The organism is Flavobacterium sp. AC267 (genome assembly GCF_979258715.1).
On sequence record NZ_OZ409875.1, the window covers coordinates 2,255,725 to 2,270,820 of the forward strand.

23 protein-coding genes and 2 pseudogenes are annotated in these 15,096 nt (G+C 30.6%); 12 read left to right on the top strand and 13 right to left on the bottom strand.

What is annotated here, in order from left to right; genetic code table 11:
* Nucleotides 1–400: 400 nt before the first annotated feature.
* From ACZZ95_RS11595 to ACZZ95_RS11615, 5 genes are all read left to right on the top strand, one after another.
* A complete protein-coding gene (locus ACZZ95_RS11595; RefSeq protein WP_463469133.1) occupies nucleotides 401–1,081 on the top strand; it encodes a hypothetical protein in 681 nt (226 codons plus the stop codon).
* A gap of 249 nt (nucleotides 1,082–1,330) precedes the next feature.
* A complete protein-coding gene (locus ACZZ95_RS11600) occupies nucleotides 1,331–2,293 on the top strand; it encodes a hypothetical protein (protein WP_463469134.1) in 963 nt (320 codons plus the stop codon).
* A 100-nt stretch (nucleotides 2,294–2,393) separates the two neighbouring features.
* Nucleotides 2,394–2,996, top strand: a complete 603-nt coding sequence (locus tag ACZZ95_RS11605; RefSeq protein ID WP_463469135.1) for a hypothetical protein — start codon at nucleotides 2,394–2,396, stop codon at nucleotides 2,994–2,996.
* A 173-nt stretch (nucleotides 2,997–3,169) separates the two neighbouring features.
* The gene (locus ACZZ95_RS11610) at nucleotides 3,170–3,457 is read left to right on the top strand and encodes a hypothetical protein (RefSeq protein ID WP_463469136.1); all 288 of its coding nucleotides are present in this window, start codon (nucleotides 3,170–3,172) and stop codon (nucleotides 3,455–3,457) included.
* Nucleotides 3,457–4,221, top strand: coding sequence for a hypothetical protein (locus ACZZ95_RS11615; RefSeq protein WP_463469137.1), 765 nt, complete (start codon nucleotides 3,457–3,459; stop codon nucleotides 4,219–4,221). Before ACZZ95_RS11610 ends, ACZZ95_RS11615 begins: the two co-directional genes overlap by 1 nt.
* 876 nt (nucleotides 4,222–5,097) lie before the next feature.
* Here ACZZ95_RS11615 and ACZZ95_RS11620 read toward each other — a convergent pair.
* The 4 genes and pseudogenes from ACZZ95_RS11620 to ACZZ95_RS11635 all read right to left on the bottom strand — a co-directional run bounded on the left by ACZZ95_RS11620 (nucleotide 5,098) and on the right by ACZZ95_RS11635 (nucleotide 7,896).
* A complete protein-coding gene (locus ACZZ95_RS11620; protein ID WP_463469138.1) occupies nucleotides 5,098–6,282 on the bottom strand; it encodes a DUF3570 domain-containing protein in 1,185 nt (394 codons plus the stop codon).
* A gap of 18 nt (nucleotides 6,283–6,300) precedes the next feature.
* Nucleotides 6,301–6,534 (bottom strand): DUF4266 domain-containing protein, encoded by a 234-nt coding sequence (locus ACZZ95_RS11625; RefSeq protein ID WP_463469139.1) that lies wholly within the window; start codon nucleotides 6,532–6,534, stop codon nucleotides 6,301–6,303.
* Nucleotides 6,531–7,422: pseudogene (locus ACZZ95_RS11630) on the bottom strand (FAD:protein FMN transferase). The gene ACZZ95_RS11625 and the pseudogene ACZZ95_RS11630 overlap by 4 nt, the downstream one beginning before the upstream one ends.
* Nucleotides 7,423–7,575: 153 nt before the next feature.
* Nucleotides 7,576–7,896 carry a thioredoxin family protein gene (locus ACZZ95_RS11635; protein WP_463469140.1) on the bottom strand — a complete coding sequence of 107 codons (321 nt, stop codon included), beginning with the start codon at nucleotides 7,894–7,896 and terminating at the stop codon, nucleotides 7,576–7,578.
* A 390-nt stretch (nucleotides 7,897–8,286) separates the two neighbouring features.
* On the opposite strand from ACZZ95_RS11635, the gene ACZZ95_RS11640 reads away from it, so the two are divergent.
* The 6 genes and pseudogenes from ACZZ95_RS11640 to ACZZ95_RS11665 all read left to right on the top strand — a co-directional run bounded on the left by ACZZ95_RS11640 (nucleotide 8,287) and on the right by ACZZ95_RS11665 (nucleotide 10,384).
* Nucleotides 8,287–8,799, top strand: coding sequence for a BON domain-containing protein (locus ACZZ95_RS11640; protein WP_463469141.1), 513 nt, complete (start codon nucleotides 8,287–8,289; stop codon nucleotides 8,797–8,799).
* 47 nt (nucleotides 8,800–8,846) lie between these two features.
* Nucleotides 8,847–8,948, top strand: a complete 102-nt coding sequence (locus ACZZ95_RS11645; RefSeq protein ID WP_463471660.1) for a BON domain-containing protein — start codon at nucleotides 8,847–8,849, stop codon at nucleotides 8,946–8,948.
* Nucleotides 8,949–8,967: 19 nt separating this feature from the next.
* Nucleotides 8,968–9,147 carry a BON domain-containing protein gene (locus ACZZ95_RS11650; RefSeq protein ID WP_463469142.1) on the top strand — a complete coding sequence of 60 codons (180 nt, stop codon included), beginning with the start codon at nucleotides 8,968–8,970 and terminating at the stop codon, nucleotides 9,145–9,147.
* A gap of 101 nt (nucleotides 9,148–9,248) precedes the next feature.
* Nucleotides 9,249–9,341, top strand: a pseudogene (locus tag ACZZ95_RS11655) (BON domain-containing protein); the annotation flags it as partial.
* Between the two features lie 6 nt (nucleotides 9,342–9,347).
* Nucleotides 9,348–9,638: a BON domain-containing protein gene (locus ACZZ95_RS11660; RefSeq protein WP_463469143.1), complete on the top strand. Its 291-nt coding sequence runs from the start codon at nucleotides 9,348–9,350 to the stop codon at nucleotides 9,636–9,638.
* A gap of 287 nt (nucleotides 9,639–9,925) precedes the next feature.
* Nucleotides 9,926–10,384: an LOG family protein gene (locus ACZZ95_RS11665; protein WP_463469144.1), complete on the top strand. Its 459-nt coding sequence runs from the start codon at nucleotides 9,926–9,928 to the stop codon at nucleotides 10,382–10,384.
* A 52-nt stretch (nucleotides 10,385–10,436) separates the two neighbouring features.
* Here ACZZ95_RS11665 and ACZZ95_RS11670 read toward each other — a convergent pair whose 3' ends face one another.
* From ACZZ95_RS11670 to ACZZ95_RS11710, 9 genes are all read right to left on the bottom strand, one after another.
* Nucleotides 10,437–10,718, bottom strand: coding sequence for a hypothetical protein (locus ACZZ95_RS11670; RefSeq protein ID WP_463469145.1), 282 nt, complete (start codon nucleotides 10,716–10,718; stop codon nucleotides 10,437–10,439).
* Nucleotides 10,719–10,752: 34 nt separating this feature from the next.
* Entirely contained in the window at nucleotides 10,753–11,085 is a 333-nt protein-coding gene (locus ACZZ95_RS11675; RefSeq protein WP_463469146.1) for a hypothetical protein, read from the bottom strand.
* Between the two features lie 144 nt (nucleotides 11,086–11,229).
* Nucleotides 11,230–12,060: a universal stress protein gene (locus tag ACZZ95_RS11680; RefSeq protein ID WP_463469147.1), complete on the bottom strand. Its 831-nt coding sequence runs from the start codon at nucleotides 12,058–12,060 to the stop codon at nucleotides 11,230–11,232.
* A 93-nt stretch (nucleotides 12,061–12,153) separates the two neighbouring features.
* Nucleotides 12,154–12,612, bottom strand: a complete 459-nt coding sequence (locus tag ACZZ95_RS11685) for a hypothetical protein (protein WP_463469148.1) — start codon at nucleotides 12,610–12,612, stop codon at nucleotides 12,154–12,156.
* Nucleotides 12,613–12,646: 34 nt separating this feature from the next.
* Nucleotides 12,647–12,817: a hypothetical protein gene (locus tag ACZZ95_RS11690; RefSeq protein WP_463469149.1), complete on the bottom strand. Its 171-nt coding sequence runs from the start codon at nucleotides 12,815–12,817 to the stop codon at nucleotides 12,647–12,649.
* Between the two features lie 209 nt (nucleotides 12,818–13,026).
* Entirely contained in the window at nucleotides 13,027–13,245 is a 219-nt protein-coding gene (locus ACZZ95_RS11695; RefSeq protein WP_463469150.1) for a BON domain-containing protein, read from the bottom strand.
* A complete protein-coding gene (locus ACZZ95_RS11700; RefSeq protein ID WP_463469151.1) occupies nucleotides 13,226–13,540 on the bottom strand; it encodes a BON domain-containing protein in 315 nt (104 codons plus the stop codon). The genes ACZZ95_RS11695 and ACZZ95_RS11700 overlap by 20 nt, the downstream gene beginning before the upstream one ends.
* The gene (locus ACZZ95_RS11705) at nucleotides 13,521–13,646 is read right to left on the bottom strand and encodes a hypothetical protein (RefSeq protein ID WP_463469152.1); all 126 of its coding nucleotides are present in this window, start codon (nucleotides 13,644–13,646) and stop codon (nucleotides 13,521–13,523) included. The genes ACZZ95_RS11700 and ACZZ95_RS11705 overlap by 20 nt, the downstream gene beginning before the upstream one ends.
* A 96-nt stretch (nucleotides 13,647–13,742) precedes the next feature.
* On the bottom strand, nucleotides 13,743–14,102 hold the full coding sequence (locus ACZZ95_RS11710; protein WP_463469153.1) for a hypothetical protein: 360 nt from the start codon (nucleotides 14,100–14,102) through the stop codon (nucleotides 13,743–13,745).
* 489 nt (nucleotides 14,103–14,591) lie between these two features.
* On the opposite strand from ACZZ95_RS11710, the gene ACZZ95_RS11715 reads away from it, so the two are divergent.
* Nucleotides 14,592–15,029, top strand: coding sequence for an OsmC family protein (locus ACZZ95_RS11715; protein ID WP_463469154.1), 438 nt, complete (start codon nucleotides 14,592–14,594; stop codon nucleotides 15,027–15,029).
* Nucleotides 15,030–15,096: the final 67 nt, after the last annotated feature.

Genomic DNA, 15,096 nt, shown 5'->3' on the forward strand with positions numbered 1-15,096 from the left:
ATATCATATTAATTTTGACGTTTATCATAATAGAATATCGGAGATTTTTCTAAATAGTGAGAATAAAATGTTCTTATTAAAAAAAATAAAAAAAAGTGATCTTAAGATTAAAACAGAGAATTTAATAAATATTCAATTATTAAGTATACAGAATTTATGTATGAAAAGAATGAGATATTATTTTTTAGAGTGACTTTAAATGTCACAGATACTGATTGGGTTGAAAAAATTAAGTTTTCAATAAAAAAGGATAATCCAGAACAAATTAAACTTCCGTAAAACAACTTATTTATTAATTAATTAATAAAAAACGCAAAGGTTTTTATGACTCTTTGCAATTTTTATTTTTAGTTCTAATTAAAATATGTTTCTAATATTTTAGCCTCAAAAATAAAGTAATATGAAAAAAGTAAGCTTTCTAATATTTGTGATAATAATCTTTTCTTGTAATTTAAAAAAAGATGATGTAAAAAAATATAAGAAAATTAAAGATATTAGTAATGTACTAAATAGTAAAGATGAATTTAATCCACAACTATTTAATATTAATCAAATTTATGAAAACAATAGTTTTAATTTTATACAATTAATTGTTGATTATAATATAGGCAAATATGTATATAATGAAGAATTTGAAAAATGTTTAGTAGATACTTTATTACTTAAAACAAAAAATCTTGAATTGTTTGAAGTTTTGCGAAATCCCAAAGACCATCCAAACGAGGTAATACTAATTGATGATTTTACGTTTGCAACTTTAAAATATGAAGGAAGGTTTTACATTGGCCTTTTTAAAATAATAGATATCAATAAATATAAATGTATCGCAGTCCTCGAACTCGAAAAATATAAAAAACAAGAGTCTTATTTTGATTTAGGAGATAATAAGGTCTTTAGCTATCAATGTGAAACAAATATTGGGCATTCATGCTATTCAGTAGTTCTAGATAAACTAAATTCAGTTGGAAAATATGATAAAATTTTAAAAGCTGTAAAATTCGATTTGGTAAATGAAAAAATTATTGAAATTGATTTAAATAAGGAAAAGATAGAATGTCTGCCAGAAATGAGTGATGAGTAAATTTAATTTTTAGAATTTATAAAAGACAAGGTGACAAATAAATATAAGAAGCGCAAAAATTTTGTTTTTGCGCTTTTTATATTTTAGGATGAGTGATTTTGTAAATTTTAAAAGTGTATTTTCGTACAAAAAAAGCAAAAACCTTGAATTAAAACTTAAGAACAATAGAATAGGATAAGATGATAAAATTATATTTAATTATTATGAATGGTATTATTTATAAAATAACAGTTATTTGTTTAGTACTCATTGTTTTTAGTTGCAAAAAAAGAATCAGTAAATAAACAACCTAAGAATGATCTTTTAAGAATCACTGATATAGGGCTGACAGAGCCACAAGATACATTAAGGCTTGATTTTAATGGAGATGATTTAGGAGACGGAATTGATGGTAATAATGATTTTCAATATAAATCATTATTATTCAATAAGATAGTTTTAGATAGTGGAGCTGTAGCAAAACTAAAAAAACTTGGCTATATTGATAAAAAGGAATTTGGATGGATAAGAATAAAAAACAGAATAAAATTGAGATCAAATTTTAATACAGTAATAATCTCAAATCTGGAGTCAGCTTACATATTATTAAATTACAATTCAAAAGATGAATTAATTGATTTTCTGGATTTATCAAAATACAATCAACAAATTTGTCAATGTACATCAAGTGTTTATATTGAGATAAATGGCATAATTCATTGTCAAATTGAATCTGGCAGACCTTTTTATCCTTATGTTGATTACAAAGTTAATGATAAAGGAAAATTTGAAATTGTTGATCAATTTATTCCACCCAATGAAGAACTAATGTCTCCTACTGAAAGATTGGACTATACTATAAAGAAAACAGCTCCAATTAGTGGTAATGTTAATCTTAAATCATATTTAGAATCGGATGAATTTACTCCTTCAAATACTACCTTTTTTGATGTGAAAGAAATAAAGAATATTTTGTTTTCCAAAAGTCATTCTGAAGAAGTATATAATTTTTTTTATGAATCAGTGGATCACTATATTAAAGAGGAAAAAGGTTTTAATGTTTTAGGAAAAGTTTCAAATAAAGATAAGTTACTTCTACTTTGTTTGAGCGAGACAGAACAATTTGCGGTGATATTCATAATGAACAAAAATAACGAAATAATAGATTCAAAATTTATTATTGTTGGTGATCCAGCAATTAATGAAAGTATATTTGATTTTGTGGAAGATTAAAATTCAAATTTGTATTAGTAAGTGAAATTATTTTAATTGTTTTAATCTTTTAAATAAGTAAAAAATTTGATTTAATAATGTATTTTCGTATAAAATATAAATGAGAAATTTAGTGTTAATACTTGCTTTTGTATTAGTCTCGTGTAATCAGAAACAACCAAAGGTTAGCAAAATTAGATCTTCAAATCAAAAAAGGATTCATAAAAATGAATCTAAAAAGTTTGTAATCAATAATGTATATGGTGAAAAGGATTATGATTTTTCTGATGTACAAGTCAATTACAATATTGGGAAATTTATTTTCAATAAAAATCATAATGAATTTATTATTGATTCAACTTTAGATGGAGATATAGCATATCAAAGATTGAAAGATTATTTGCCAGATCAATATGAAGATGATAAGGACATTATTCGTTTATCTAATTATGTTTTTTCACTTCAAAAAAACAGTGGTTACTTATGTATTGCTCTTTTTAGGAGAGTTGAAAAAGATAAATGGAAATGTAAAGATTTGAAAAGACTTGAAAAATATTCTGAATTAGGTGACTATAATTATATTTTAGGAGAAGGAAAAATTTTCAGCTACGCATGCAATACAAACGAAGGAAATTCATGTTTTGCAGTTGTTTTTGATAAAGAAAATTCAGTTGGAAAATATGATAAAAATTTAAAAAGCTGTAAAATTCGATTTGGTAAATGAAAAAATTATTGAAATTGATTTAAATAAAGAAAAGATAGAATGTCTGCCAGAAATGAGTGATGAGTAAAACTGTTCTATAAAATAGCATAATGTTTGTGAAAGAAAAACTCTTGTAATCAAATCGCTAATTTGGATACTTTAACTAAAAAAATGAGGATAGTCATATACAATCAATGAAAAAATTAATTTTATTAATAACAATTCTTTTTTTCTCCTGTCAAAAAAAAGAGTCTAAAGTAATAGAAAAAAATAACAATAAAGAATTAGAAAAGGGAGAATATTTTGAGCCTTACACAAAAAAAGAAAGCTTTGTATTAAAATATAAAACAGATACTCTGAATTTGTTTTACGATGGAAATCAGTTAAAAAGGGTAGAAAAAGTTTTTTTAGTGAAAGCTATGATGGAGACGGGACTTCAAGCTATGAAAGAATTGGTTATCATATTAACAAAGAAAATTTAATGGATGCTAATGCTTATATTACTGATACTTTAGCAGTTCATACTATTTCTGATTATCCCATTAAATATGAAGAACGTTTTGAGTTTTATAGAAAGAATTATAAGTTTAGCTATATGTCTTTTGATGGTAAAAAAATAAGTAATTACTTTAAAAGAACTGAAAATCCATCAAACGGATATATTTATGATCTTTTATCAATGGATATTTTACTAAGCAAAGTTGATTTTCCTATTGAAAAAATACCTAAGTCATTATATGATACTAAAATTGTTAATGATGAGGTTTATGCAGGTCAAGATTCCTTAAAAGTTTATGAAGTGACAAATACAAATAATTATAAGACAATTTCATCCAGTATTCCTTTTAAATATTTAAGAGATATAAAAGTTGTTAAAGTTGGTAGTGTTTTAAAATATTTTGCAAAAATTTCGCTGATTGAGGGTGAAAAATATATAAATCTCAAAGAAATTGAAAGCATACAAGTTTCTGATCCTCGTGAAGAAGGAGAGAGATTTGTTACAGCTCCAAAAGGATTAGAATTGTACAGTAATTTAGATGGTGGAGAATATTTTGGGAAGAAAGATTTTTTAATTACCGTAATTCCTAGGCGAGGGAGAATTGAATTGATATCAGATTCTTCTGGTTATATATATATAAATGGTAAAAGAGGTAGTTTGGTGAATATCAGATATTATGATAAAGAAGGTGAAAGTTTTGAGGGAATTGTCTTTAGTGGTTATTTATCAATAAACAAACCAATATAATAACTAATAAATTAATTTGTTTTTTTTTTATTAATGAAATAGTCAAAATATTTTTTTTGGTTTTTAATTTTATGAAAATACTTGAATTCATAAGTTTAACAACAATAAATGATATCAGCCACTTTTCGAAGGCGTTTTGAATACCCAATAAATGTGATAACTTCTACCGCAAGAGAAATACAAAATAAAGGCCTTTTACCATTTTGATATTCTTTAAATACTTTGTAGTTTTCAAAACTATCTTCTGGTTGATTTAAAATGCTATCTTGTTTTGTTATTTTTTCTAATCGGTTATATCCACAAATGAATTATGGGCAAGCACATCTCTCGCTTTATCTAAAATATATTTTTCAAGCTCTTCATCGCTTTTAATATCTTCCAGATCGTAGCCAATATTAATTCACTTGTTTGAAATGATTTTTCATATATCAATTCACCAGTATCGTTAAAAATTTTCAATGCAGAACAAGATAGTTTGTTTTAGTATAATAAAAACAAAAACCCCTAACAAATGTTAGGGGTTTGAAGTTTCAGCGGAGAAAAGAGGGATTCGAACTATAAATCCAAGGCCTCCCATATATACTGCATTTTTAATATTTGTAACTGGGTTCAAAATGTACTGCGCCACGAATATGCCACAAATTTTAAATGGCCGATTTTTAGCTCTTAACTTGTTTAAAATGAATGTATAATTCTCAATTATTTTGAAAGGCAAAAATACAATTTTATGTGGAATAATAGAAAAAAAATTACATCTTTAAATTGAATTGAAAGAATTAAGAAAAATGCAAATTAAATTTTTGTGGCAAGTTAGAAGGCAACTTCATAAGAGAGTAAGTCCAGATATTTTAATACTCTAGTTGTATTGATTGTTTTTTATTTGTATTTAATATTGATACTTATAATATCCGAAGTCATATTGGTAGTTCTGGTATAATGGCCGTAACGTATCTCCAGAGTATTCCAATGTTTAAGACCAAAAATTCCATTAAGTGGAGTAAATTTCATTCCCATTCCAAAGAAACTGCTGTCAAACTTAGACAAATCATAGTTGCTGGTGTAGTATTCATCAGCGGCAGTATGTTCTCCGTATGGTTTAAAATATTTCGTTCCTGTCTGTGTGTAATATCGGTAAAACGGACTAAGTGAAAATGCCTGTGTTAATTTTACCGGAATTTCAAGATCAGCGGTATGTGCTTTTAAGCTCCAATCGTCACTATAATACCTGTAATAAGCCCTGATAATTACATTGTCACCTAAGAAATAACTTGCTCTGATTCCCAGCGGTATTTTTAACCTTGTATCGGGCATTTTTTCCTGATGAACAGTACCGTCAGTAAAATAAACCCTGTGAAAAGGAAGGCTTAAATATCCGTTTTGACTGATCACATCACCCACAAGCATTACCTGAAGGTTTTTGTTTACCACCTGAGAATAACTCAAAGTCCCTGCAAAAGTATTTCGGTTCGCGCCGCCATAACCTTCGCCTCCCGAAGTGCGAAGCTCAACAGGTTCAATCAGTTTTAGCTGATCGATAAAGGTTTGGAATTTAGCGGTAAATTCTCCGTTTCTGTCTTTTGTTTTTTGTGAGAAACTTATATTACCTCCAAAAGACTGATAATCAAATTCGGTTGATGATGAAACGCCAATACCCAATGTTCTTCCTTTCTCTTCGTTTTCTCTCAGATAAGTTAGAGAAGGGTAGAAGCGATTATCTGCAGAGGATGCTGATGAATTGGCACTCAAATCAATCATATCTGATGATGCTGAGGTATAATGGTCAATACCTGCTTCGATATCAAAAGTGTGTTTGATTCCGGTTTCGCCGTACTTTACCAGTTTAACATCTATGGTATTAGCAATATCGGTAAGGTGTTCAGAACCAATCCCTCCTGTAACGGCCGAATTATTTCCGTCTTGTTTATAATAACTGGAAACAAGATTTACTTCTTCCAATTTTAATTTTTTGCTTTTATAGCTGGTAGAATCAGTAGGGACATTTTGCGCTCTTGTTTGAAATAATGCCAGTAAAGCAAATCCTGTAATGAATATTCTTTTCATTTTTTGGTAGTATGAAAATTAGTTGCAACCGCGACCACCGCCGCTTTTTCCTGAATTTGCTCCGGAAGCTCCTTCACGGTAGGATTGAAAACTGAGTTCTGTTTTTTCGATTTTTCTATTAGAAAGGACCATTTCAGAATCGTTGATTTTTCCTTTCTGGTATTCCTTTACCGAAGTGCAGGAAGTGGACAGTATGCCGATAAAAGCAATACTGCATAGGAGCACGAGATTTTTTTGCTTTGGCTTTTTCATTTCAGGTTAATGTTTTTTGATGTGTAAATTTTATTGTTGTCGTCGATGATAATACAATATAACTCCGGTATCTGATCTATTAAAAACAAGCCGGCTTTAATGCCCATTACCGCTATTGGAGTGGCCATTGCATCTGCAAATTCTGCATTTGAAGCAATGATGGTAACGCTTTTTATTCCGGTTATTGGCGACTCTGTTTTTGGGTCAATGGTATGCGAATATTTTTTGCCGTTAATGGTTACGAACTTTTCATAATTACCTGATGTTGCGACTGCTTTATTGGAGATTACCATATAAGAGAATGCCGCATTTGGCGAATCAGGATCTGCTACGCCAATGGTCCATTTTTTGCCATTAGGCTGTAATCCCCAGGCAGAAAGATCGCCGCTTGCATTAATAATACCGCTTTGTACATTATTTTTAAGCAGTACTTGTTTTGCCATTTCGGCGATATCCTTTTCCAATACCTCCAAAACCAATCCGCATTCCTTTTTCTTTTAAAAAGACGGTTGTGTTTTCCTTGTCCAGAATAATATTTCTGTAATTGATAAGATGTACCATTTTGAGTGCCGTTTCAGCATTAGGAAGACTGGTCATTGTTTTGTCAAAATTCCAAAGACTTTTATCGATACTTCCGTAAGAAATATCAAATGCACCTTGTGTAATTCTTGAAATTCCAATACATCTTTCGATAAGATTAAAAACTTCAGGATCTACTTTTACAGGTTTAATTCCTGCATTTTCATTAATCAGATTGGTTTGACTGTCGTCTTTATACGTAGTCAAAAGTCTTTCGATGCGTCTGATTTCTTCAATAGCAAGGTTAATATTCTCCTTTCCTGTTTTCTCATTTTCGGCCACAACAGTTATAGTAAAGTTGTTTCCCATGAGTTTTAGGGACTCGGAATACTTCTGTTTTTTCAGTATGTTACTTTTTGCTATCACAGATTGCTTTTATTTCGGCTGTCCACTGCTCAGGAGTAGTTTCAGGTTTTCCGTGCCAGGTTTTAAGAACTTTTCCATCCGCATCCAAAAGCAGGGTTAGGGGAAACTTCCTTCTTTATTGTAAATTTCTGCTAGATCTTCATTTCGTTTAACCTGTTCAGCAGTGCCTATATTTTTCTTTTTTCTTGGAAAATCAGCATTAACGAGTACCAGATTTTCATTGGCCATATCTGTGAAAACCTGACTTTCAAGATAGTCTCTGCGCAAGACGATGCAAGGGCCACACCAGTCTGAACCGGAGAAGTTCAGCAGGATTAATTCGTGTTTTTCCTTTGCCATTTTTTTGGCGTTATTAAAGTCAGGTTCCCAATTTATAGGAAGCACTATTAATAAAAGGAATAATGTAATTAACTTCATTCTGGAGTATGTTTTTAGATATATACGAAATAACGAATTGTCTGGTATCTTATTTTTTTTGTATGCTTAAGATTTGATTAATTTTTTAATTAGATAAACTCTATTTTTTTAATTGTTTAAAAATCAAAAAAATATTCGGTTTTAACGGCTGTCGTAATAATGTAATCAATTATGAATCAATATGTTTTAGTATATTTTATCAGCGGAATTCACAGACAATTTTCTTTGACAAAACTATAGGATATGATTTTATAATAATATGCTGTAGATCATTTTTAAGATTGATAAGAATCATTTTTATTTCGCTTTCATTATTCGAATTTTGCTAAAAATCAATGACTAAAAAGCTTAAAGCATATTAGTCTAAGTAGAATTTTAAAAATTTTTACCATGAAAAAAAGTAATGATGTTTTGCGCAAAGAAGTAATCGATGCCATCAAATGGGAACCTCTTTTAAGCTCTAATGAAATTGATGTTAATGTCAAAGATGGTATCGTTACTCTTGGAGGAACGGTGGATAATTACACTCAAAAAAAAGAGGCCGAGCATGCTGTAAAAAGTGTTGCCGGAGTAAAGGCAGTTGTAGATGATGTAAAAGTTGATTTATATTTTTCGGACATTAAAAGCGATACTGACATTGCCAGTGCTGTCATAAAAGCACTGCATGGAAACTGGGCGGTTCCTGATCATAGAATCAGAGTTACCGTAGAGAATGGCTGGGTAACTCTTAAAGGAATTCTTCATTGGAATTTTCAAAGGAAAGCGGCAGATAATGCTATTCGTTACCTGCCCGGAGTACGAGGAGTTATTGATAAGATAAAGATAGAAGCCGAGATAAAAAATGAACTGGGAAAAGAAATTGTTGAAAAAGCCCTTCGCCGCATGACTGGATTCTTGATGTAGACAATATAAAAGTCAGAGTTGATGGTAAAACAATATACCTCAGTGGTATAGTTGACTCTCTTTTTCAGAAAGATGAAGCAGAAAGAATTGCATGGAATACGCCGGGAGTATGGTACGTAGATAATGAACTGGTGGTAGAATTTAATTAATAATTAAGATTAAAAAGAGATGAAAAGTAATGAAATTTTGCAAAGAGAGGTGCAGGAAGCAATTAAATTTGAGCCTTTGTTGCATGCGGCAGAAATTGGCGTGATTGTAAAAGATGCAATAGTTATCCTTACGGGAAATGTGGATTCACTCGTAAAAAAAAACGAAGCCCTGCATGCCGCAAAAAAATTAAAGGAGTAGCGACAATTGTAGATGAAATCCAGGTAATAATTGAAAAATCATCTGCAGTTTCTGATCAGCTTATTGCAGAACAGCTTGTCAGTAATTTTAAAGAGAATCATATTGTTCCAAAAGATTCCATAACTATAACCGTAGAAAAAGGCTGGGTTACACTTGAGGGCATCTTACCTTGGAATTACCAGAGAGATATTGCACAGGAATTGGTAGAAAACCAAGTAGGAATAAGAGGGGTAATCAATAACATTAAACTCAAAAGAGAACTTTTTGATCAGGTCGAAAAAGAATTGCTCGAAAAGGCATTACAAAGACATTGGGCGTTTGATATGGATGAAATTAACATTCAGGTTGCGGGTGCAACGGTTCAGTTATCCGGAACAGTTGGTTCACTTTTTCAAAAAGAAGAAGCTGAAAGAATTGCTTATAAAACCCCCGGCGTCATAAAAGTAGTAAATCATTTAAAAGTGAATCTCGAACAGCCTTACTTATGTTAACTATTAAATAATATAAATCATGAAACATCAGAAAACTCAAAGCGATATCTCTGAAATTCAGTTTTTAGAAGGCCCGCAATCCAGGTTTACCGAGCTGAAATTCATATTGGCTACTTTATGGGAGCTCATAAGATGCTTTAGGAAACTCTATAATATTGGCCCTTGTATTACTTTTTTTGGATCGGCACGTTTTAACGAAGATCATTCTTATTATGATTTTACCAGAAAAGCCGCAGGTGAATACGCCAAGCTTGGTTTTACGATAATGACAGGCGGCACCGGGTCTTATGGAAGCGGCAAACCGCGGAGCAAAAGAAGTTGGAGGAAAATCCGTTGCATGTAATATTAAACTTCCTGTTGATCAAATGCCTAATTCCTATCTTGATAAATGGGTAGAAACAAAACATTTTTTTATCCGTAAAATACTTTTAGTAAAATATTCTTTTGCCTTTGTGGTCATGCCCGGTGGTTTTGGAACGTTAGATGAATATTTTGAAGCCCTGACACTTATCCAGACTGGCAAGATTAAAAACTTTCCTATTATAATTTTTAACACACAATATCATAAAGCACTCATTGAACATATTAATCTTATGAAACAGCGGGGAACTATAAATGATGCTGATTCTAAATTATTTATGATAACAGATGATATTGAAGAAGCAAAGCTTTTTATCATTGAACATAGTATTAAACATTATGGATTAAAACCAAAATTTCAACCAAAACCAATTAATTGGATTTGAATTTAGATCTCTTAATTTAAGTTTTTGTATCCGTTATAAAAGCCATGTTTTCTCATTCTCTTCTTTTATGAATATCCTTAATTATATTATTTTCGAGCATATCATATATAATTAATTTTCCATACTCATGTGCCATACTTGCCTTATTGAAAGGATTAAAGGATTGTGTTTCTACTGAATATATTAACTTCTGGTCTGAAATGCTAAAAAGATTACTTTCCCAAAAATAATTCGTATCGTTAACATAATATCCTTCTTCGTATATCTTGCCATAAATAGCGGTATAGTAAATCGAAAAATTACTAGTATTATATCTGTCTTCTAAGTCAAACATGCTTTTTGGTACATGGTATTTTTCTTTTTGTTTACTAAGTAATACAATTGTTAAAACTGCGAACTATGTCATTTTGTTTTAATTTCGAAAGAACCTGTTGTTCATCAAGTCCTTCAAGTGTTTTAACCCCATAAAGTTCAATAGAAGATATGGCATCATAACCAAGATTGCAAAGATCATCAGCAAGATGATTTTCCATTTGTTTATGAAGTGATTTGTCCTCTTCTTTTATTATTCCAACTACCACAATTCGGCCAGTTTCAAGATTAGCCGGGGCTGAGGTCCTCCAGGAACTGACCATGTTTGAACTTGAACATTGCGCCAATAAAATGCAAGACAGTATAGTAATCCATTTAATTTTTTTCATTGTGATGATTTTTGAATTATTCTTTTTTAATGGAATATAATTAGGGTTCAAACCCGGTTAAATATAATCAAGCAGTAAGATAGAGGGATTACAAAGTGGTACGGAAAACACGGAAGCCGCTTTATCCGAATTAGTTGAAATTAATTATTTTCTAAAAACAAGCATTGGTGTTCTTGTATTAAAACCCTTTTCAGAAGTTTTAAGGGGCTCAAAAAGTTGCTCAAACCAGCTTCGGTTTTCTTTAGCAAACATCGTTATAATCGAAGGTTTGGTTTTTATAATGTCAATTTGCAGGTGACGTAGTAAAGATACTTCCGGATTTAATTTTTTGAAATAAAAGGATACTTTCTCGGATTTGAATTTATGCTCTATTTTATTAAATTTTTTATTGATTTCTTCTTCCTCTTTAAAATAATCATAATGGTATACTGCGATTGAAGCATCAAATGAAGCAGTGAATTTTTTAATCAAAGGCAACTCATTTTGAATATTTTCTAAATCAGATGGATATAAAACGTTAGTTATTTTTTTTATTCTGTAATGTCTGGGAACAACCAGTATCGGAACGGGTGAATCATGTAACATTCTGGTAGTATGACTGCCTAACAGTTTATTTACAAGACCGCCGCCTCTTGTACTCATACAAATGTAATCGGCTTTGACTGTTTTTACACAGTCCAAAATGGCTTCATTTACATCTAGTTTATTTTCAACTCTATAATTTATTTTACCCGGTTGTATTTTGGTTTGTCTGTATAGTGTATGTATAAATTTGGTAAGGACTTGTTCCTGTTTTTTAGTATCAGGCTCAGGAAGACCGGCAAAAGTAACAGCTGACCAGGGATCAATAATAATAGATGTATTTACATATAAAAACGTAAGTTCATCCCCAGTCTGCGAGGCAAGCTGTATCGCAAAACGTACGGCTGGTTTGGAACGGTAAGATAAGTCGGTGGTAACAAGTATTTTTTTCATGTTTTCTAGTTTTGTATAATAGGCAAAAGGCGATGGCTATTTTTTAAATTGATAAGAAAGCCAGTTTAGAGCTATTTTGAAGATAACTTCATTTCATTTACATAGAGATTCATTTTTTTCCCATTGCCTGTGATTCATTGTTATAGTGTCAATATCAGTAGTCCAGTCAAATCCTGGAAATAATTTGAATCTGTTTATTACCCGTTTTTTATATCCTAATGAAAAACGGTCACCACGCATTTGAAATTCTATCGTTTTATTATTGTTGGTTAAGTTCCTGTATAAAATGTTTTGTGTTTTCCAGTCGCCGCCCCAGTTGAGAAAGGATTGTAAAAAACATAAAACCCCAACGATAATGAATGTCAGGAACTGTGATTTTATACTTTTTAATTTTCCAGTTAAATGACCAATGATAAATACAAAAGTTATAATTGCAATAAAAAAGATAACAAAATGAAGTATTGAATTATTGATATAAAAAGCAGTATAGCGATTCACTAGTGTCAGCGTCATTGTAATAGCAAACAGTACATAAAGTATTGTAGTTTTCATATTTATGTTATTTATGATAGAAATTAAAATGATACTAAAATTTATCTAAGTCATTTACTTCAGATTCATTGTCATAGAGATTTGAAGGTGTGTTTAAATCTTTTTCATATTGTTTGCGATCTTTATTATTTTGTATAAAGATGTAAATCATCACAATTAAAATGACGATACTCATAAATGTTAATATGATCCAGCTTGGTTCCATGATATTTATATTTTAGAATTAACTTTTTTTGGATTTTTTTATATTATTGATCAGGATTACGGCTGTAATTGCTGTAATTGCCATTAAGGTTATTATTGTTTTCATGACTTTTATTTTAAGATTATTTTTTTTTTGTTATACTGTAAAAGTGAATTTTTTTATGCTTTCTGAAATCCTGAATAAAAGGGAGAAAAGCATCTCCCTTTTAGTTATTCTGATATGGCATATTTATACTCGACAATAAGCTGATTATCTACTGACCAGATTCCAGGGGTTTTCCAGACTATTTTTTCAGCCAGATCTTTTTGATAAAGAGAAGAAACAGCTCCGGTTAATATCACCTTTTGCCCTTCGACCCTGACAAATATGTTTTCAGAATGCAGTGTCCAGTTGCGTGCTAAGGCTCTTTTAATATTTTTTTTTCTCAATTTCGTTTTGTATTTCAGCTTTAATCCTGATATGATTTGTAACACCTTTAATATCTTTTATATGTCTTATAGACTTCTCAGCGACTTCTTTCTGGTAGTTCCAGGTAACTTGTCCTTCAAGAGTGATCCACCCTTTTTCAACTTTCATCTGAATACTTTCATGAGGAACGGCCAAGTTATAAATTAAAGCTTTTAATGCACTATTTGCTATATCTTCATCGGAACTATCGTTCGAATATCGGATCTCAATTTCCTCGACAACAGCTTTTACGCCATCAACATTTTTGGCAAGCATTTTCGGCTTCAATTTTTTTATAGTACGCATCTACTGTCCCCATAAGTGTTACTATACCGTCTTTGGCAGTTACACCAATTTCTGCAGATGCGACTGTGGTTCCCACTTGATAGCATTCTGAACATCTCTTTGTAATTCTTCATTTGTTTTCATTTTCATCTCATTTTGATAGTTAGTAAAGGGATTAATTTTAAAATTTCTATTATAATTCGAAACTTTGACTTTCTAAAAGCATTCGACTTTCTTTCTCTGCTATTGAATTTTCTTTAGGAACATGAATTTCTAGTATGTTTCGTATCATTTCAATATTGGCATTTGTTTCCTGAGCAAATAGCACATATTTTAGGGCTTTTACTTCGGTTTTATATTTTATGTTTTTCTCTTTTGAAAATCCCATACCAATAAGTGGCAGCGTAGCTCCTAGAAGTATAGCCGCACAAGCATATATTATTGGTATTCTAAAGTAGGGAAGACTCGCGGTGAAGTTGAAAATAAAAAGAAATCCAAATAATAGTCCGCATAGTCCTATAGCAAATAATCCGGTAGTGCTCCATTTTTCCATTTTGTCGTAAATGTTAAAGTATCCAAGAACATTTTGTTCAGTATAACAGTCTTTACCAATTATTGAAAGTTTTGTAATTTCATAACCACTTTTTTTTAGTTTTTTGACTGCATCTTCAGCCTGCTCGCAGTGTTTTATAATTCGCTACAAATAATTGTTGATTTTCCATGGCTCACTATTTTTTAGTTGTTAAGATTAGGTTCAGTTTTATAAATCATTAGAAGCTGGTTCACTATCAGGTATCTAAAAATTGCTGTAAAATAGCTTTGTAAAATTGCATTAAAACACAAAGAGTAAAAATGATCTGAATCATTTCTAATAATGATTTTTAGCACTTTTATCTGCAGTTTGAATTTTTAACACCTAAAACGATATGTTTGATATCATTTGTTTTTATTAGGCAACTCACTAATTTAGTTTAGTGTTATGAGCAGTTAAATTGATTTGAAGCAGTGGAGAACTGCTTTCTATATTTCAAAAAATCATTATATGGAGACTTCAGCGGAATATCAGGTAGATTTGAAATGTAACGCGAATCAAAATGCAAGGGTAAGTACCGTTATTTTTAACGATGATATAGAGGTGTCGTCTTATTCGTGTTTAAAAAATCTAAACGACGATGCATGGTCAGCAGAACATTTATTTCTCGCCGCCGTAGAAAGTTCTTATATGACAGCATTTTTTAGTATAGCCAAACATAAAGGAATAAAATTTAAAAGTTTTAAAAGTACAGCCCGTGCAACTATACTACTATCAGATGAATTTTCAGAGATAACCGATATTGTACTCAAACCGATTGTAATTATTGAGAAAAGTAGTAAGATCAATAAAACGCTCAAAATTTTTACACTCTGCAAGGAACATTCTTTGGTTATAAAAGCTTTAAAAGTACGACTACATATATTTCCATCAGTTATTGTTGCATAATTGTAATTGTTCTATTTCAATACTTTAAATGAAGCAACCGTTAAACGAAACGCTTATTTTGTACTTT